Here is an 18,744-nt window from a genome sequence, read left to right as displayed (position 1 = left end):
CGGGCGCGGGCCGACACCGCGGCATATGGGGGCTGAAACGGCGAGAGGCGAGGCCCCGCGGGTGGGACCTCGCCTCCGCCGCTGCGACACCGCCGCGTTACAGCTCGCCGATCTGGCGCAGGAAGTCGGTCGCCTCGGTGCAGTTCGGGTCCTCCATCAACGCCTTCCTGCCCCACAGCACCGCCTTCTGGCGGTCGCCGCGCCGCTCGGCGATGAAGCCCTGGCGCAGGTACGCGACCGCGCGGCTCATCGGCGCGGCCTCCATCAGCGCGATGCTGCGGAGCACGCGGATGGCGAGGTCGTAGTCCTCGAGCTGCTCGGCCAGCGTCGCCAGCGCGACCGCGACGTCCCCGTTGTTGCGGTCGGTGTTGTGGGCCTCCTTGAGCCAGTGCAGCTCCTGCTCGTAGTTCTCCTGGGCCCCGGCGATCATCGCCTTGCGGTACTGCATGGCGCACAGGTCGGGCGAGCGGCGGCCCTTCATCGCCTCGATCGCGGCGTCGAGGATCGCGTTGGCCTCGTCGAACTGCTCGGCGGCGGCGTAGGCCTCGACGAGCAGCAGGTTGACCGCCTGATCGGCCGGGCGCAGCTTGAGCGCCCGCTTGAGCGCGTCGATGGCCGCGTCCGCGTCCTCGTCGAGCAGCAGCTCGCCGGCCTGGCGCAGCATGACGAAGCGGGTCCCCTCGTCGGTGATCACCTCGGCCTCGGAGATCAGCAGCCGCGCGAGCGCCGGATAGTTCTCGGTCTCCTCGAGGATCTGCTTCAGCCGCGCGCGCACGACCTCGTTCTTCGGCTGGGCCTTGTGGGCCGCCTCGAGCCCGGCCTGGGCGTCGTGCGGCCGGCCGACCCTCTCGCACGCGTGGACGAGCTGCATCACCGCCTTGATCTGCTCCTCGCCCGACTCGGCGGCCACCAGCTTGGTCGCCGTCTCGATCACGCTCTCCCACCGGCCGGCGGAGATGTCCATCGCCGTCAGCTGGCGCAGCGCCTCGGTGTCGCCCGGGGCGTGGTCGATCCACCCCGACAGCGCGTGGCGGGCCTGGTCGTCGGCGCCTTCCTTGCGCAGGATGTCGGCCAGCCGCAAGGTCGCGCTGCGCTCGCCGTCGCGGTCGCCGCGCTTGGCGGCCGCGCTGCGCCAGCGCTCGAGGCCGTCGATGAGGTCGGGGATCAGCTCGGCGCCGACCAGGCCGTAGGCCTCTTCGAGGTCGGCGGAGGCGCGGGCCTCGTCGCCGATGATCATGCGCAGCTCGGCGCGGCGGCGCAGGAACTCGACCTGTTCGTCCTGCTCGAGCGGGCGCCAGTCGATCGCCTTCGTCAGCTCCTCGACGGCGCTGGCGTGCTCGCCGGTGTCGCACAGGCGGGCGATGAACTCGCGCAGCAGCTCGTTGTCGTTGGGGTCGATGGCGACGGCGATCCGCAGCACCTCGGCCGACTTCTGCGCGTCCATCAGCTGGTCGACGTAGATCGACGAGGCCTCGCGCAGCAGCGTCACCGCCCGGGTCGGGTCGATCGCGCGGTCGGCCGAGGCGACCAGCAGCTCGGCGAGGCGCTCGAACTCGCCGCGCTCGCGGTACCACGCCTCGAGCCGCTCGCGCAGCACGTCGCTGTCGGGCGCCGCCTTGTGGCCGGCCTCGAGCACGCGGCTGGTGGCCTCGCGGTCGCCGAGCTTGTCGTACTGCGACGCGAGGTCGAGCGTCAGGCGGACCGCCGCCTCCCCGGTCTCGATCGCCAGCAGGCGCTCGCCGATCTCCGCCCGCTCGCGCGGGTCGTGCTCGCCCTCGGTCAGGCTCAGCATCGCCTCGATCAGCGCCCGGCTCTGCGGCGCGAAGTCGAGGGCGGTGCGGTAGACCGTCCGCGCCTCGTCGGGCTGGGTCTTGCGCAGCAGGTCGCCGAGCCGCAGCGAGGCCGCGATCACGCCCTCGCTGTCGCCCGCGCCCTGGGCCGTCAAGATCTGCTGGTTCAGCAGGTCGACCAGCTCGGAGTCGAAGCCTGTCTTTTCGAACACCTCGGCCAGCAGCGCCTCGGCCTGCTTGTGGCCGGGCTCCTCCATCAGCACGTCCTTGAGCAGGCGGACCACCTCTTGCTCGTGGCCCTCGCCCTGCAGCAGCGCCGCGACCAGGTCGAGCCGCAGCTGGTTGCGCTCGCCGACCTCGGCGAGGCTCGGCAGGGTCGACTCGACCAACTGCTGCAGCCGCGACTGGTCGCCGGTCTTGCGGTACACCTCCATCAGCGGCGCCCACACGGCCTTGTTGCTCGGCTCCTGCAGCAGCAGGTCCTCGTAGATCTCGGCGGCCAGCGCGAGCTGATCGGGCTGCGCGGCGGCGAGGCCGGCGATCTCGAGCTGCAGCTCGAAGGTCCGCGGCAGCTGCCAGCTCGCGGCCGACTCGCGCAGGTATTCGACCGCGCCGCGCAGGTCGCCCGCGGTCTTGCGCCGCTCGGCCAGCGTCAAGTACGTCTCGGCGATCGACTGGCCGCTGCCCTCGCGCTCGCCCGCCAGCTCGATCCGGCGGACCAGCAGCTTCTCCGAGCGCTCGGCCTCGCCGAGCTCGAGCGCCAGGTTCGACGCGTCCTCGGCGACCTGCGGGTCGATCCCCTCGACGTTGACCTTCTGCTCGAGCCAGGTCAGCAGCGCGTGCCGGTCGCCGATCTTGCGCACGACCTGCTCGTACAGCTCGCCGAGCTCCTTGTGATCGGGCGCCGCCGCGAGGGCCCGGCGCAGCACCGGCTCGGCCAGGTCGAGGCGCGGCTCGGTCTGCAGCGCGCGCCGCATCGCCGCCACGCCGGCGTCGCGCGACTCGGGCGCGGCCAGCTGCAGCTCGGCCAGGCCGAAGGCCGCGCGGGCGCGGACCTCCGGCGACATCGCGTCGTCGGGCGCGTTGGCGATCCGCTCGAGCAGCTCGACCTGCCGCGCCGAGTCGCCGCGGGCGGCGGCGAGCCGCGCCAGGCCCATCCACGCCTCGACGACCCGCTGGCCGCCGGCCTCGACCCGGCCGTACAGCTCGGCCGCGCGGGCGTGGTCGACGAGCTCGCGCTCGACGACGTCGGCTGCCCGAAGGAGCAGGTCGGCCTGCAGCCCGGCGTCTTGCTTGCGGCGGGCGCGGTCGACGAGGGCGAGCACGGCGTCGACGTAGCGCGCGCTCTGGCCGAGGCGCGCCGCCTGCTCGGCCGCCGACTGCTGCAGCGCGGGCGAGCCCGGGTCTTGCTGCAGCGCCTCGAGCCGCAGCCCCAGCGCCTCCTCGGCCTGGCCCGTGGCGTCGAGCGCGTCGGCGAGGTCGCCGAGCACGCTGGCGCGGGCGGCCGGGTCCTGCGCCGCGGCCAGGCGCGAGCGCAGCACCCGGACCAGCAGCGGCGCGTCGCCGCGGCTCCGCAGCGCGCGCTGCAGCTTGCGGGCCTCGCGGTCGTCCTGCAGCGCGGCCTCGATGGCCGAGCCGAGCAGCTCCTGCGCGAGGTCGGTCTGCCCGCGGCCCTCGGCCAGGCGGCTCAGCTCGTACTGCGCCTCGGCGATGCCGATCAGGCGCTCGTCGCCGTCGACCCCGCGGCGGCGCGCGGCCAGCAGCAGCGCGCGGTAGCTGCGTTCGGCGCGGGCGAGGTCACCTGCATCTCGGGACAGCTCGGCCAGCAGCTGCAGGCTGGCGACGTCGCCGACGTCGATCGCGGTCGCCAGCTCGAGCTGGGCCACCGCCGTCTTCGTGTCGCCCAGCGCGCGCGCGACCTGGGCCAGCTTGTAGTGGACGTGCGCGCGCTCGGGCGGGCGCCGGCGGCCGAAGTCGGCCAGCAGCCGCTCGAGCACCCCCTGCGCGTCGGCCCAGCGCTCGCCGCTGATCAGCGCGTCGGCCAGGTAGGCCAGCACGCCGCGGTCGTCGGGCACCAGCGCGTGCAGGCGCTCGAGCACCGGGATCGCGCGGTCGAGCTCGCCGAGGCGGTCGCGCACGATCGCCGCCGCCTCGTAGAGGAACGCCAGCACCTGCTCGCGGTCTTCGGTGTGCTCGGCCGCGACCTGCAGCAGCGACGCCAGCCGCTCCCAGTCGCCGGCCTCGCGCACCAGCTTGATCAGCAGGTCGCGCGTGCGCGCCTCGGCCGGGTGATCGCTGACCGCGCGGGTCAGCACCTCGATCGCCTTGACGTTGCGACCGGCGCCGAGCAGCGCGCTCGCCAGCCCGAGCACGACGTCGGTCCGCTCCGGCCCGTCGGGCGTGCGGACCAGCCGCTCCGTCAGCCACGGCACCGCCTCGGCCGGCTCGCTCCTGGCCACGTGCAGCCGCGCCAGCGCGTCGAGGTTGTGGAAGTTGGGCGCCAGCGCGGCGGCGCGGCGGTGGCTCGACAGCGCCAGCTCGACGTCGCCGATCCGCCGCTCCGCCAGCTCGGCCAGCTGCGTCCACAGCCGGACCGCGCGCGGCTTGTCGTCGACCTGCTCGAGCCGGGCCGCGTGCTCGCCGAGGAACTTCGCCAGCTCGTCGGGGCTGGCCTTGTCGGCCAGGATCTCGGTCAGCGCCGCCAGCGACGGGTCGTGGCTGGGGTCGTCCTGCAGGTTCGACCGCAGCGCCTCGACCCGCCCGCCGCGCTGCTCGATCACCCCGACCAGCCGGGCGATCTCGAGCCGCAGCTCGAGGCGGCGGGCCGCGTCTGGCTCTTTGGACAGCTCGTGCTTGCGCAGCTTGAGCAGCTCGGGGAACCGCTCCTCGGCCTGCAGCAGCGGGCCGAGCAGGCGCAGCACCTGGAGGTCGTCGGGGTTCGAGTCGAGCGCGACCTCGTAGAGGGCGATCGCCCGCTGGCGGTCGCCGAGCTCGGCGAAGATCCCGGCTGACCTTACGCGCATGTCCTGAGCGACAGGCTGTTCGAAGGGCAAGGTCGAGACCTTGGCCAGCAGCTCGGCCGCGGCCTTGCGGTCGCCGTCCTGCTCGTGCAGCTGCGCCAGCTTCTGCGCCGACCAGCCGACGCAGGCGGCGTTGCTGCGGGCGCCGGTGGTCGCGACCCCGCGGCTCCACAGCGCGGTCGCGCGGGCCAGCAGGCGCTGGAGGATGTCGCGGGTGATGTCGGTGTCGCCGAGCAGCCCGAGCGCCAGCTCCGAGGCCTCGTAGAGCGAATCGAAGTCGGTCTCGCTGAGCCCGTCGAGCGCCAGCAGCGTGTCGATCAGCGCCGGCTCCGGCGCCGCGCGCTGCAGCTCGGCCAGCGTCCGCAGCCGCTCGCGGTGGCCCGGCTGCGCGGCGACGGACCGGAGCAGCGCCTCGCGGGCGGCCGCGCCGTCATTTCGCCGGTCGCGGTGCCACAGCGCCACGCGGGCCGCCACGAACGCGTACAGCTCCGGCGTGAGCGAGCCCTTGCCGGCGTTGGCGGCGGCCTCGAGGGACAGGGTCAGGCGGTCCCAGCCGGCGTGCTCGCCGGCGAGGCCCTCGACCAGCGCGAAGGTGGCCTCGTCGATCTTCTGGTCGCCGACGATCTGCCCGAGCAGCGCGTGCGCGGCGGCCGAGAAGTCGCCCACCGCCGCGGCGGTGCGGATCGCCCCGCGGACCGCCTCGGCGTCGCTGCGGGTCGCCGACAGCACCGCCTGGTAGGCCGCCAGCGCCCGCGCCGCGTCGCCCAGCTTGTGCTCGGCCAGCCGCGCCTCGGCCAGCCGCAGCTCGGTCGCGCGGTGCGGCTCGCCGGCGATCGGGACCCCGGCCGCCTGGTGGAACGCCGTCGCCGCGGGCCCGAAATCACCTGTCTCTTCGGACAGTCGCAGAAGGTCGCGCTCGATCGAGCGGTCGGCCGGCGCCAGCGGGAACGCCCGGGCCAGCGCCGCGACGGCGGCCGGCTTGTCGCCGGTGTGCGCCTCGTGCAGGCGGGCCGTCTCGCGCAGGATGTCGACCTGCTTGACCGCGTCGCCCTCGGCCCCCGCCATGCGGGCGTCGACGATCGACGCCAGGTCGGCCCACTCGCCGCGGCCGCGGTACAGCTTGCCGAGCACCTCGACCGCGCCGGCGCGGGCCTCGGTCTCGAGCGTCGCCAGCAGCCCGGCGCGGGCGCCCTCGTGGGCCGGGTCGGCCGTCAGCGCGGTGTCGTAGCAGGCGACCGCGCGGCCGGGCGCGTCGAGCTGGGTGCGGAACACGTCGCCGAGGCGGGTCGACAGGTCGGCCAGGCGAGCGGTGCCGCGACCGGCTGCCCGATCGAGCAGGTCCGCGAGGTCAGGCCAGCGCGTGACCTGGGCCAGCAGCGACGCCAGCGCCTCGACCGTCTGCTCCGACTCGCCGAAGCCGCGCACGATCTCCTGCCAGGTCGCGATCGCCCCCGGCAGGTCGGCGAGCTGCTCGGCCTGGATCCCCGCGATCCGCACCAGGTCGGCGCGGCGCTGGTGCTCCGGCACCGGCCCGCCCGCGCGCTGGCGCAGCACCTCGACCACCTCGCCCCAGCGGCCGAGGCCCTCGAGCACCGCGATCGCGGCCGTCAGCGCCTCGGGGTCCTCGGCGTCGAGGGCCAGGCGGGCGCGCCAGCTCTTCAGCGCGCGCTCGGGGTCACCTGACCCGAAGGCCAGCTTGGCCGCCTCGCCGAGCACCGTCGTCTGCGCCGGCCCCGTCTCGAGCTCGCCGAGCCGCTCGAGCACCGTGAGCCGCTCCGCCGCCTGTCCCGCCTGCGCCAGCAGCTCGTCCAGGAGTCGCGCGACCCGCAGCGCCAGCGCCCGGTCGGCCTGCGGCTCGCCGAGCACCTGCTGGTACAGCCCGATCGCGCCGGCATGGTCGCCGAGCGACTCGCGGTGGACGTCGCCGGCCTCGGCCCACAGCGCCGCGCGCCTGGCCGGGTCGGGCTCGCTCGCGGCCGCGGCGGCCAGGCCCTTCACGTGCAGCGCGTGCTCGCCGTGCAGCTCCGCGAGGTGCCGCAGCCGCCGGTGATCGCCCTCCGAGCCGGGCAGCGCGCCGACCACCGCGACGTAGTGCTCCATCGCCGGCGCCGGCCGGCCCGCGGTCACCAGGCGCTCGGCGAGCTCGCGGTGGAGCCCGATCGCCGCCTGCGGCTCGGCGAACCCGAGCGCGACCCCGAGGATCCGGATCACCTCCTCGCGCAGGCCGGCCGCGTCGTAGCTGGTGCGCAGCAGGTCGAGGGCCCCCGTGCGCACCGCCGTCGACGCCTCGCCGAGCACCAGGATCCGCTCGAGCAGCGCCCACGCCTCGCGGTTGCCGACATCGTCCTTCAGCAGGCCGCGCAGCTCCTCGAGCGCCTCGCCGGGCTGGGCCAGGCGGTCGAGCCACAGCTCGGCGATCTTGACCGGCAGGCCCGTCGTCGCCTCGCGCCCGAGCAGCCCGATCCGCCGCTTGTACAGCGAGATCAGGTCGCGGTGGCGGCCCTGCTTCTCGAGCAGGCGCTCGAGCGCCGCCTCGAGCCGCGCGTCGCTCGGGCGCAGCGCGAGCAGCTGCTGCATGTAGTCGACCGCGTGATCCGGCTGCCCGGCGAAGTCGCGGGCGATGTCGGTGGCCTCCTCGAGGATCCCGATCCGGCGCGCCTCGTCGAGCGTCGCCTGGGCCAGCACCTGGTCGTACAGCGCCAGCAGCTCGCTCCAGCGCTCGTTCAGGGTCAGCACCGCGGTCAGCCGCTGGAACGCCCAGCCGTCGCCGGGCTGGACCGCGAGCACGCGCCGCAGCACCTCGGTGAGCGCCGCCTCGTCGCCCGGGAACCACTCCTCGAAGAACGCGACGGCCCGCTGACCGACGACGGTGGCCGCGGCGGGGGTGAGGTCCTTGGCGAGGATCTCGCGATAAAGCGCCGCGATCGCGGCGGCGCGCTCCGGCTCGCCGAGCGCCTCGACCTGGTCCCAGCGGTCGGCCCGCTCGGGCTCGCTGCGGACCGCCGCCGCCGCGCTGTCGAAGCCCTGCTCATCGGGGATACGCGAAGATGTGTCTGCCATCGGATGCCTCGTGCCTGCCCTGACCGACGCCGCGCCTGCCCGCACACCAGGCGCGCGTCAGCGCTTTCGGCCAGGGTTGCACCATACCAGGCTTTGCCTATCCCGCGGGCCGGCCGGGCCGCGCACCCCCGCGCCTGCCGTGACGTCCTCGCGAGCCGCCGCGCGACGTACCGCCGTCACGTTTCCGCGCGCTGCGTCCTCGCGTCCGCGACGCGTCGACGCACCACCGGGCTCGAGCCGCGCGCGCCGAGCCGATCGATTCACGCGTGGCGAGCAGTGACACGCAAAGTCTCGCGCTCCTCGCCGCCGATCCTCCGTCACCATCGCCGCAGCTCACCGGCTGCGCGCGCCCGAGTCTCGCACCTCCCGCGGCCGAGCCTCCATCACGCGCCGCGCCTCCGCGCGCCCGCCACCGCCGCGCCGCCCGAGTCTCGCACCTCCCGCGGCCGAGCCTCCATCACGCGCCGCGGCTCCGCGCGCTCGCCACCGCCGCGGCGCCCGAGTCTCGCACCCCTCGCGGCCGAGCCTCCGTCACGCGGCGCCCGCAGCTCGCCCCCTCGCGGCCGGGCCTCCGTCACCCTCACCGGCCCGCGCAGATCACCCCCTCGTCACGGCCGAGGCGCTCGCGCGCCCCTCGCCGGCCGCACCTCGGCGTCCGCGCGGCTGTCACTTGCGGGCGCGCGGTCTCTCGCCGCCGTCATGTTCCTGCGGCCCGCGCTCGGTCGTCACGCCGAGGAAGCGTCGCAACCACGCGTGGCAGCGGGGCAGCACCCGCTCGGGCGCCAGCGACACCGCGTCGGGCATGTGCAGCAGCAAGATCTCCGCGACTCGCTGGGGCGCCCACGATTGCCGGGCCACCCACTGCCAGTCGGCCGCGATCTGCCCGCGGCGCTCCTCGGGGAACGCGGACGCCACCGTCTCCGGCCGCGTCAGCGCCAGCAGCAGCGCCGAGACATCGTTCCGCCGGATCTCCGCGCGCGTCGGCACCAGCCGGCGGTCGATCGCATATAAAAGGATGACGACCACGAACGCCGCCAGGCGCTGCAGCCGCGGCTCGTGCTCCGTCGCCGCCCCCGCGCGCGCCAGCTCGAGGTCGCGAGCCAGCTCGGGCGCGCCGTCGGGCGTCAGCCGGCTCGCCAGCTCGAGCGCCGCGTCGATGTGCAGCAGCCGCGGGCTCAAGTTGCCCGCGCTGCGCGGCCCCGGCGGGCGGGTCTCGCCGAGCTCCGCGAGCAGGGCCCGGTCGAGCGCCGCGTCGAGGTCCTGGTCGCGGGCGAGGACGACGTCGAGCACCTCGCGCTGCAGCACCTCGTCGTCGGCGGCGACGCTGACGAGGGTCAGCTCGAGCAGGAGGGCGCGCTGGAACAGCTCTCGCACCGCCCGCACCTCGGGCGGCGGGGTCTCGGCGAACAGCGCCGCGGTCGTCACCGGGCAGGCCGCGCCGCCCTCGGCCAGCAGGTAGCCGAGCGGCGCGGCGCGCAGCAGCGGCAACGCGAACGTGCCCCACATCTCCTGCAGGCCCGCCAGCGCGTTGAACAGCGGCCGCGGCCGGATCGCCGCCGCTTCGACCTCGAACAGCCGCTCGCGCCCCGGGAGCCCGCGGTGCAGCACGAACGCGTGCTCCGGCCGCCACCAGCCCGCGCGCTGGCCGAACACCAGGAGCCGCGCCATCGCGTCGTCGCGGTCGCCGACGTGGCCCGCGGCCAGCGCCGTCAACTGCTGGGGCACCAGCGACTGCACCGCCGCGATCGGGCACCCGCCCGCGGCCCAGCCCTGCGCTGCCGCGCGCAGCACCTCTCCGCCCGTGAGCGCCAGCGCCGGATCGCGGCCGAGCGCGTCGCCCAGCTCCGGGTGGTCGTGGACCCCCGCGGCGGCGACCAGCGGCGCCACCCACTCCGCCCGCTCGGCCGACGCGATCGGGCTGTCGCGATCGGCGACGATGCGGGCGACGAGCAGGCGGTGCGCCGGCCGCTGCGGGTCGAGCACCGCGAGCAGCTGCCGCTGCAGCTCCTCGAGCGAGTCGGGCGCGACCTCGGTGCGGGCCAGCAGCACCGTCAGCATCGCCAGCGTCACCGGCCGGCGCGCCAGGGCCCGCCGCGCCGGCGAGCCGTCGATCGCCGCCCGCACCCGCCCCGCCGCCGCCGGCTCGAACGCCCCCGGCAGCCGCACCCAGCGGTCGACGAAGCGATCGATCGCCGGCCGGGCCAGCGGTTGCAAGTACACCCGCCGCAGCGACCCGGCCGCGCGCAGCTGCTCGAGCTCCGGCACCTCGGCCGAGCGCGTGGTCAAAAGGACAGGTGCTCCCGCGGCGCACAGCTCGGCCGCCCACCGCCCCACGGCCGCGCGCGTCGACTCCGGCAGCTCGTCGAGCCCGGCCACCAGCAGCAGCGGCCGCCCGCGGCCCGCCCGCAGCTCGGCCGCGACGAACCCCGGCGCGAACGCCCGGCGCACGTCGTGCTCGACCAGCGCCCACCAGCGCTCCAGCGCCTCCGCCGCCGTCTCGCAGCTGTCCCAACGGACATCCATGCCCAGCATGCCCAGCGGCCCGCGCACCGTCCGCCCGCACACCACCAGCGGCACCGGCAGCACGTCGCCCAGCCGCGCCCGCGCCGGCGCCCCGGCCGGCCCGCACAGCCCGAGCAGCAGGTCCTGCACCAGCGTACACCCGCCGGCGCGCGTCGACCCGACCGCCCACAGCGGCGACATGTCCGTGTCACCCTGTCCGAGGAGACATGTCTCGAGAGACTCGCCGCAGCCGTCGAGCGCCTGCTCTTCGTCGTCGTCGCCCGCCGGCTCGGGCCCGACCCGGAGCGAGCGGCACAGCTCGTGCCACACCACCGCCTGGTCGGGCGACATCAGGTCGTCGATGAACGATTGCCCGAGGCGGAGCTCCAACCACTGGCGGTAGGTCTCGTCGGCCGCGGGCATCACTCTGGATCGTGCCCTACCCTCGGCGCCGGCGCCAAAACCCCGGCGCCGCGAGCGGCCCGAGCCCGGCAGGCCGGCGGTCGTCCGTTCGCGCGCGCGCACCGCCGGGCCCGCCGGGGCCCGTACGCGCGCACAAAGGCCTCCTTCGCGGGCCCATGCGAGATCGCCCGGGCCGGACGGGCCCACGGCCGGATCGTGGTCCTCGGCCCCCGTTCGATCGCCCCGCTCGCGGGGCCCGCGAGCCGATCCCTGGAAAACCCTCGCTCGCCCGGATCGACATCCACGCGATCCTTCGCCGATCCGTCGCCGATCCGGCCCCCCGTCAACCCGCCGCGCGGAGCTCGTGGGCCAGGCTGTCGAGCAGGCAGTCGAACCCGGCCGAGAGGTCGGTGTTGCAGGTCGACTCGAAGCAGCAGCGGACCTGCGACTCGTCGGCCGGCGTGTCCGGATCGTCGGCCACGTCGAGCGCCTCGCAGACCTGGCGGATCCGCCCCGGCGGCAGGCCGTTCCCGGTCGCCGGACTCGTGCAGCCCGGCCCGATCCCGTAGTCGAATTCCTTCTCCTGCGGCGAGTCCGGGTCGCCGGGCAGGATGTCCTCCTGCGCCCAGCCGCGGTGGACCAGATCCTCGATCCCGCTCGTCGGGATCCCCGTCACCACCAGCATGTACACCGGCTTGTCCTGCTGCACCCCGAGCGCCTCGACCAGCAACTCGGTGTAGCGCGAGACCGGCTGCAGCACCCCCTTCTCCTCCGGCACGCACGAGTCGTACGCGAGGTCGGGGTCGGTGTCCTCGCAGGTCATGCTCGCGTTCCAGCAGATCGCGCTGGTCGGCTCGCCCTTGACCCCCGGTAGGCCGGGCAGGTCCTCCCAGAACTGGTTGAACTCCGGGTCGTCCACGTTCTTGGGATCGAAGTGCCGCAGGTCCAGGGCCGAGCAGTCGGTCTCGTCGCCGACGAGGACGATCGCCAGCGCCGCCCCCGGGCGGAGGAACGGCGCGGGTCCGACGTTCCACGCCGCCTCCGGGTCGAGCGCCTGCAGCATCGACTCGAGCGGCGACTCGAAGCCGCAGCCGTCGATGCCCTGGGGCACGATGCACTCGAGCGCCTCGATCACCCGATCGCCCTCGCCGCTCGCCTGCACGTTGTCGCCGTCGGCGTCGAACTGCACGTAGGGATCGACGGGCACGGCGATCTGTCGCTCGGGACAGGCGTCGAGGCAGACATCGGGCCGTGACGGCGCGTTGCCGCCGAGCCCGGAGAACCGCTCCAGCCGCTCCGCACAGGCGCTGGCGATCGGCGCGCCCCGGGCCGGGTCGTAGTCGACCTTCTCGAACGGCTCGCAGTACGGATGTCCCATGTCGGTGGTCGTCACCATCACATGCACGTCGGGCGCCACCGGCAGCCCGTCCGCGCCGACCAGCGCGCGCAGCCGCGTCACCAGGTGCGGCAACGCGGCCACCAGGTTCTTCTGCTCGTCGGCCATCCCGCTCGAGTTGTCGATCACGAACAGCAGGTCGAGGCGGTTGCACCCGCCGGTGGCCTCGCAGGTCGGCACGCCGCCCGTGGTGGTGTCCGGTGGCCCGAGGTCGAGCCCGGCCTCGCTCGTCCCCGTCGCCCCGGACGTCGGCCCCGTCGTCCCGCCGGACGTCGTCGGCGGCGCGTCGACCGTCGTCAACCCGGTCGTCGTGCTCGCGGAGTCGGCCGTGTCGGTCGCCATCTCGGGACCCTTCGGTCCGCACGCGACGAGCGACAGGAGCACCACGGAACCGAGCGAGACGGCGCGCATACGACCTCCACCCGACCTCGTATCACGGCCCCGGGCCGGCGCGAGCAGGCCGCGGCGTGCGCTCGCGTCCCCGGCCGATGCGACGGAACCGCGGCTGGCCGGCCACCCCGCGCCCGCCCGGGGGCGGATCACCACATGACTTATAAACCATGTCCGAACCGCCATGCGTGGCCGTCGGCTCGCGATCCGACCGGACCGCCAGGACAGCTCGTGGGCGCCTCCCGGGCACCGCCGAGTGGCGCCTCTCAACCTGTCCACAAGGACAGCTCGCGGGCGCCCTGCCCGGCGTCGCGCCGTGAGCCGCGCGCATTGCCGAGCGGCGTCCCTCAACCTGTCCGCCAGGACAGCTCGTGGGCACCCCCCCCGGCGTCGCGTCGTGAGCCGCGCGCACCCCGGGTGGCGCCCCTCAACCGGACCGCCAGGACAGCTCGTGGGGCCCCGCGCGCACGCCGAGCGGCCCCTCTCAACCTGTCCGCCAGGACAGCTCGTGAGCGCCCCGCCCGGCGTCGCGCCGTGAGCCGCGCACCGCCGAGTGGCGTCCCTCACCTGTCCGCCAGGGCAGCTCGCTGCCTATGCTCGCCACCGCGGCCTCGCCAGCCGCTCGCACCGGCGGGGACAGCTCCATGCCCCTGCCGGCACCGCGGCCTCGCGCGCCGCTCGCCCCCCGGCGGGACCTTGGATCTGTCCCTCAGGCCAGCTCATCGCCGGCGCCGGCGGAGCCACAGCAGCCCGCCGACCAGCCACCACGGCGCCGACTCCGGGCCGCTGGCGCAGCCGCAGCCGCGGCGCTCTTGCGGGCACGTCTCGTGCGCGGGCGCGGGGCCGGCGGCGGCCGGGCCCGGGGCGCCCTCGCCGACCTGCGCGCGCGCCCCGGCGACGCGCAGGCCGCCGACCCCGAGCTCCTGCAGCAGCGCGTCGGCGTCCTCGACCTTGTCGAGCAGCCACAGCAGGTAGCGCACGTCGACGACGATGTTGCGCGAGCGTTCGCTGTAGCCGAAGTCGCCAGCGATGTTCTCCCACACGCGGTCGAAGTTGAGGCCGACGAACTCGCCGCGGCCGTTGATCACCGGGCTGCCGGAGTTGCCGCCGGTGGTGTCGCCGGTCGACAGGAACGCGATCGGCACGTCGCCGAGGATCGGGTCGGCCCAGTAGCTCTCCCTGGCCTTCGGGACAGCCGCCAGCACCCGCTCCGGCATCGTGAACGGGTCCTCGCCGGTGACCTTCGCCATCTGCCCGGTCAGCGTCGTCTGCGGCGTCGCCACCAGCCCCTCGCGCGGCTTGTAGCCCTGGATCGACGCGTACGACAGGCGCAGGGTGCCGTTGGCGTCGGGGTAGACCGGCCCGGAGCGGACCTTGCGGAGCATCGAGAAGTACGCCGGCCCGAGCCGCGACAGCGCCCCCGCCCGCGTCTCGGCCCGCGCCTCGGCCGCCTCGATCGCCGGCGCCAGCGCCAGCGCCAGCGCGACGAACGGGTCGCCGCTGGCCGCCAGCGCGGCCGGGTCGGCGGCGTCGAACAGCGCCTTCGCCTTGCCCTCGCCCAGCAGCTTGGTGCGGGCGATCAGCTGCCGCGCCTGCTTCAGGTAGCGCTCGCGCCCCGAGCCTGACTTTGCGGCCATGTCCTTCGCGCCATCCGCCCCGGGCCTCGCCGCGACTGGCTCCGGGGACATGTCCTTGAAGGCATCCAGCTTCCACGCGGCCGGCAGCGCCTGCGCGCGGGCGATCACCGACGCCAGCAGGTGCGCGTCGACCTCCGGGTCGAAGTCGCGGAGGCGCCGCTCCTGGCGGTCCCACAGCTTCTTCTCGTTGCGGTCCATGTAGCCCGACGAGCGCTCGAGGTCGGGCTTTTGCCGCTCGCGCGCGCGGCGGACCAGGTCGATCGCCAGCCCGAGCAGGTTCGGTCCGTTCGGCACCTGCTCGAGCAGGTAGTCGTGGGCGAAGCTGTCCTTGCGCTCCTCGCTGAGCTTGCGCAGGGCCGGCAGCGCCTCGCGGTGCGAGCGGTCGCCCGAGTCCGCGGCCCACTTCTCGAGCTCGGCCTCCTCGGCGCGGCGGCGCTCGAGCAGGCCGATCGCCGCGAACCCGGCGAGCATGCCGCGGGCGTTCTTCAGCCGGTTGGCGAGGCCCTTCTTCGCGGACGCCACCTTGATCGCGCGCGCCGGGTCGGTCGCGCCGAGCTCCTCGAAGATCGCCACCCACTCGCCGAGGAGGTCGATGCGGGCCGGGAAGATCTGCGACGCGTAGCGCTCGACCTCCGACAGCGGCAGGTAGCGCTCGGTGTTGCCGGGGTAGCCCAGCACCGCCACGAAGTCGCCGGCCTTGACCCCTGAGTGCGCCACCGGCAGCCACACGTCGGGCTTGTACGGCACGTTGGCGTCGGCGCGCTCGGCCGGCTCGCCGCCGGGCCCGACGTAGGCGCGCAGCAGCGTGAAGTCGCCGGTGTGCCGCGGCCACATCCAGTTGTCGATCTCGCCGCCGAACTCGCCGATCGCCGAGGGCGGCGCGTACACCAGCCGCACGTCGCGGAGCTCGCGGTAGGTGAAGCGCTGGAACAGGCTCATGTTGTAGAACGCCGCCACCTCGCAGCGCAGGCCGCCGCCGGGCTTCTCGCAGGCGTCGACGATCTGCTTGCGCGCGCGGTCGATCGCCTGCGCCCGCGCCCGGTCGTCGGTCAGCTCCGCCGCGCCCGCCAGCACCTCCGCCGTGACGTCGTCGATGCGCTCGAGCACCCGCACCGACAGGCCCTTGCCCGGCAGCTCCTCGGCGCGCGTGCGGGCGAGGAAGCCGTCCTTGAGGTAGTCGTGCTCGACGCTGCTGACGGCCTGGATCGCCCCGTGCGCGCAGTGATGATTGGTGGCGATCAGGCCCTCGGCCGACACGAACGCCGCCGAGCAGCCCGAGAGGTTGACGGCGGCGCGCATCAGCCCGGTGTTGTCGCTCCAAAGCTGCTCCAGCGGCAGCTCGAGGCCCATCGCGCTCAGCTTGGCGCGGTCGAGCTCGACGATCTGACCGGGCATCCACTGCCCCTCGTCGGCGCGGGCCGGCGAGGCCACCAGCGAGACGGCGGCGGCGAGCCCGAGGCAGCGGGCGGAGCGCGAGAGGACGAGGTGCGGCCGGGTGTGCATCCCGGCCACCATACCAGCGCGAGATCGGCGCTCAAAGCCCGACGATGTTGCGGGCGCGACGGGCGAAGCCGAAGTGCAGGCCGGCCAGCTCGAGGAACTCGACCATCACCATCACGGGCCCCATGAGCCACGAGATCGGCCGCTTGAGCAGCGCCGGCTTGTTGCCCTCGATGCGGTGCCCCGCGATCTGGAACGCCCAGCCGATCGTCCAGCCGATCACGAACATCTTCCAGCTCAGCGTGGCGACGGCGCCGACGCCGGTCACCACCAGGATCGGGACCCCGAACATGTGGGTCAGCCGGTTGAGCGGGTGGCGGTGCTCGTGCAGGTAGTACGCGAACTCGCGGGTCCAGAACTCGTCGATGCTGGCGATCCGATCCAGGGTGCTCACGGGTCCTGTTGTATCGCATCCCCGGCGCCGTCGGCACACCCGCCTGCGCGCCGGCGCGCGTGCCGTCGCTGGCCGCCGGTGCGCCCGACTCGCGAGCCCGGCGCCGGAAGTGCCAGCACCGCGGGCGCGACGAGGTCGAGCGACGGCGCCGATCCTCGCTGCAGCGCACCCCGACCGGCCTTCGGCGGTGAATTTGGCGGGTGGTCGCTGCCGGAGGTCCCCGCCGCGCAAGGCGAGCCGCGCCTCGGCGCTGACTCCCGCCAGGTGGCCCGAGGTCTGGCCACGCGAGGCGAGCCGCACCTCGGCGGTGATTCCCGCCAGGTGGCCCGAAGTCTGGCCCCGCGAGGCGAGCCGCGCTGATTCCCGCCAGGCGGCCCGAGGTCTGGCCTCGCGAGGCGAGCCGCACCTCGGTGGTGATTCCCGCCAGCTGGCCCGCCGGAGGGCAGGCGAGCCGCACCGCGGTGATTCCCGCCAGGTGGCCGCGGGCCACGCGGGCGCGAGGTGACCGGCACCTCGGTGACTCCGTCAGGCGGCCGCCGGAGGTCTCGACCGCGCGACGCGACCGCCACCTCGGCGGTGATGCCCGCCAGGTGGCCGCCCGCCGGCGCGAGCGCGAGGCGACCGGCACCTCGGCGGCGAACTTCCCCGGGAGGTCACCGCCCGAGGTCCCGCCCGCGCGGGGCGAGGTGAGGGCGGTGGCTCCTGCGAGCCCGCGGTGGCTTCCTGGCTGTCCTTTCGGACAGCTCGGAGATCTCGGCCCCCTCGCCCGCCGATCGGCCGCGCCCCGATCCCGCGTCGGTGCCACGCGGGCGTCTGGCGATGCTGCCGGCGTCGGAGCCACGCGGCGTGGTCGGCATTCGGCTGCGGCGCTCGACGCCCTCGCCGCCCTCGCCGCCCTCGCCGGCGTGGCCCTCGCGACCGCGACGACGAGGACGCCGCCGCCTCGCCGACGGGACCCCGCGCACGGACAATTGCCCGGCGGCCATCGCGGTCGGCGAGCTCGACGTGTGGGTCCGATTCGCGACGGCGCCGCCCGCATTTTTCCGTCGACGTCGCGGCCCGAAGGATCCATAGTTCGCCGGCGTTGGACATGGCAAAGGCCCCCTTCCCCGAGCCGCTCTCCGAAGCGGCGCGTCGCTGGCTGCTTCACCTCGCCCGTCGGGCGTTGCGCGACGCCATGGCCGCGAAAGATCCGGACGCGACGGATCTTGCGGTCGGCGTGGCCGAGCGCCCTGACGAGGAGCCTCGACTCGAGGCGCCGGCGCGGGTGTTCGTCTCGTGGCACGACGTGCGCGAGTTGGTCGGCTGCATCGGCTCGCTCGAGCCGTGGCCCAACCTCGAGCAGGCCGTGGTGCGCTACGCGGTGCAGGCGGGGCTCCACGATCCGCGGACCTCGCCGGCCCGGCCGTCCCGCTGGCACCGCATGAACGGGGAGATCTCGATCCTCGGCGAGCCGCACCAACTCGAGTGCGTCGGCTTCGACGCGATCGCCGAGGCCATCATGCCCGGCCGCGACGGCGTGATCCTCGGCATCGGCTCGCGCCAGGCCGTGTTCTTGCCGGTGGTGTGGCGGCAGCTGCCGCGCCCGCACGACTTCCTGGCCGCGTTGATGCGCAAGGCCGGGCTGTCGCCGATCCACGACGGCCCCCGGATCCGCGCCCGCGTGTTCCTCACCGAGACCTTCGGCGAGCCCGTGGTCGCGCCGGCTCACCCCGGCGCCGCGGCCAGCCACGCGGGCGGTCACTCGCTGCTCGTGCAGTACGTCCACTGAGCCGCACGCCTGCTCGATCCTCTCTTTGTGTGGCTGACCGACGCGGCTCGCCCTCCGGCGGGCCGCTCGCAATTTCGGGCCCGCCTCCGCGCGCAGAGCCTCGACCTGTCGCCCGCGACCTCTCCTTCTTTACGGACCGACGCGGCTCGTCTTCGGACGGGCCGCCCGCACTTTCGGGTCCGCACGCAGCCCGTCGACCTGCCGCCTCGAACCTCTCCTTGCTTCACGAACCGACGCGGCTGGTCCGCCCGACGAGCCGCTCGCAATTCGGGCCCGCACGCGGCCCATCGCCTGCCACCTCGAACCTCTTTACTTCACGAACCGACGCGGCTGGTCCGCCCGACGAGCCGCTCGCAATTCGGGCCCGCACGCGGCCCATCGCCTGCCACCTCGAACCTCTTTACTTCACAAACCGACGCGGCTCGCCCTCCCGACGAGTCGCTCGCAATTTCGGGCCTGACTCCGCGCAGGACTTCGACCTGCCACCTCGCAACCTTCTCCTTGATACACGACGCGATGCGGCTCTCTTCGCGAGCCGCCCGCGCAGACTCGGCCTGCCACCTCGCGGCCTCTCGCACCGGTGCGGCACGAGCAGCACGCTCCTTCTTTCCCACCGGCTCTGCGCACGGCGGGCGTGCCTGAACCGCGGCGCTGCTTCCTCTCCCGGACGCCCCGCGCGGCTCGACCGGCCGCCGACCTCCTCCGCCCCTCACCGCCCCGCTGCCGAGCCACCTGTGCGGCCGGCTTCACGGCGCCGGGCGGGAGCACGCGCCGCGATCGCGAGCCGCGCGGCGATCTTCTTTCTCCGTGATCCTGGCCCCGGCTGCGGCGCTGCGCACCCGCGTGATCGCCCGGGTCGGACCTCCGGGGCGGTTTGCGCCG

General features: G+C 74.8%; 6 protein-coding genes. 1 reads left to right on the top strand and 5 read right to left on the bottom strand.

The window, feature by feature from the left end; translation table 11 throughout:
* Positions 1-97: 97 nt before the first annotated feature.
* From NAEX_RS31830 to NAEX_RS50985, 5 genes are all read right to left on the bottom strand, one after another.
* Complete coding sequence (locus NAEX_RS31830; protein WP_096331250.1) at positions 98-7,870, bottom strand: tetratricopeptide repeat protein; 7,773 nt, start codon at positions 7,868-7,870, stop codon at positions 98-100.
* 666 nt (positions 7,871-8,536) lie between these two features.
* Entirely contained in the window at positions 8,537-10,795 is a 2,259-nt protein-coding gene (locus tag NAEX_RS31825) for a hypothetical protein (RefSeq protein ID WP_096331249.1), read from the bottom strand.
* A 322-nt stretch (positions 10,796-11,117) separates the two neighbouring features.
* On the bottom strand, positions 11,118-12,512 hold the full coding sequence (locus NAEX_RS31820) for a hypothetical protein (RefSeq protein ID WP_143140510.1): 1,395 nt from the start codon (positions 12,510-12,512) through the stop codon (positions 11,118-11,120).
* Positions 12,513-13,279: 767 nt separating this feature from the next.
* A complete protein-coding gene (locus tag NAEX_RS31815) occupies positions 13,280-15,700 on the bottom strand; it encodes a S46 family peptidase (protein WP_170136152.1) in 2,421 nt (806 codons plus the stop codon).
* A gap of 31 nt (positions 15,701-15,731) precedes the next feature.
* Positions 15,732-16,091, bottom strand: coding sequence for a DUF962 domain-containing protein (locus tag NAEX_RS50985; protein ID WP_170136151.1), 360 nt, complete (start codon positions 16,089-16,091; stop codon positions 15,732-15,734).
* A 1,090-nt stretch (positions 16,092-17,181) separates the two neighbouring features.
* Between NAEX_RS50985 and amrA the strand changes: the two genes are divergently transcribed.
* Entirely contained in the window at positions 17,182-17,862 is a 681-nt protein-coding gene (amrA, locus tag NAEX_RS31805) for an AmmeMemoRadiSam system protein A (RefSeq protein ID WP_096333788.1), read from the top strand.
* Positions 17,863-18,744: the final 882 nt, after the last annotated feature.

The organism is Nannocystis exedens, assembly GCF_002343915.1.
Lineage (GTDB): Bacteria > Myxococcota_A > Polyangia > Nannocystales > Nannocystaceae > Nannocystis > Nannocystis exedens.
Note: the sequence above shows the minus strand (reverse complement) of the source record. Positions and strands in the feature narration are given on the sequence as shown.

Excerpts from the sequence above, each read along its gene's own strand:
- NAEX_RS31830 (WP_096331250.1), bottom strand. The coding sequence starts at position 7,870 with ATGGCAGACACATCTTCGCGTATCCCCGATGAGCAGGGCTTCGACAGC.
- NAEX_RS31825 (WP_096331249.1), bottom strand. The coding sequence starts at position 10,795 with ATGCCCGCGGCCGACGAGACCTACCGCCAGTGGTTGGAGCTCCGCCTC.
- NAEX_RS31820 (WP_143140510.1), bottom strand. The coding sequence starts at position 12,512 with ATGGCGACCGACACGGCCGACTCCGCGAGCACGACGACCGGGTTGACG.
- NAEX_RS31815 (WP_170136152.1), bottom strand. The coding sequence starts at position 15,700 with ATGCACACCCGGCCGCACCTCGTCCTCTCGCGCTCCGCCCGCTGCCTC.
- amrA (WP_096333788.1), top strand. The coding sequence starts at position 17,182 with ATGGCAAAGGCCCCCTTCCCCGAGCCGCTCTCCGAAGCGGCGCGTCGC.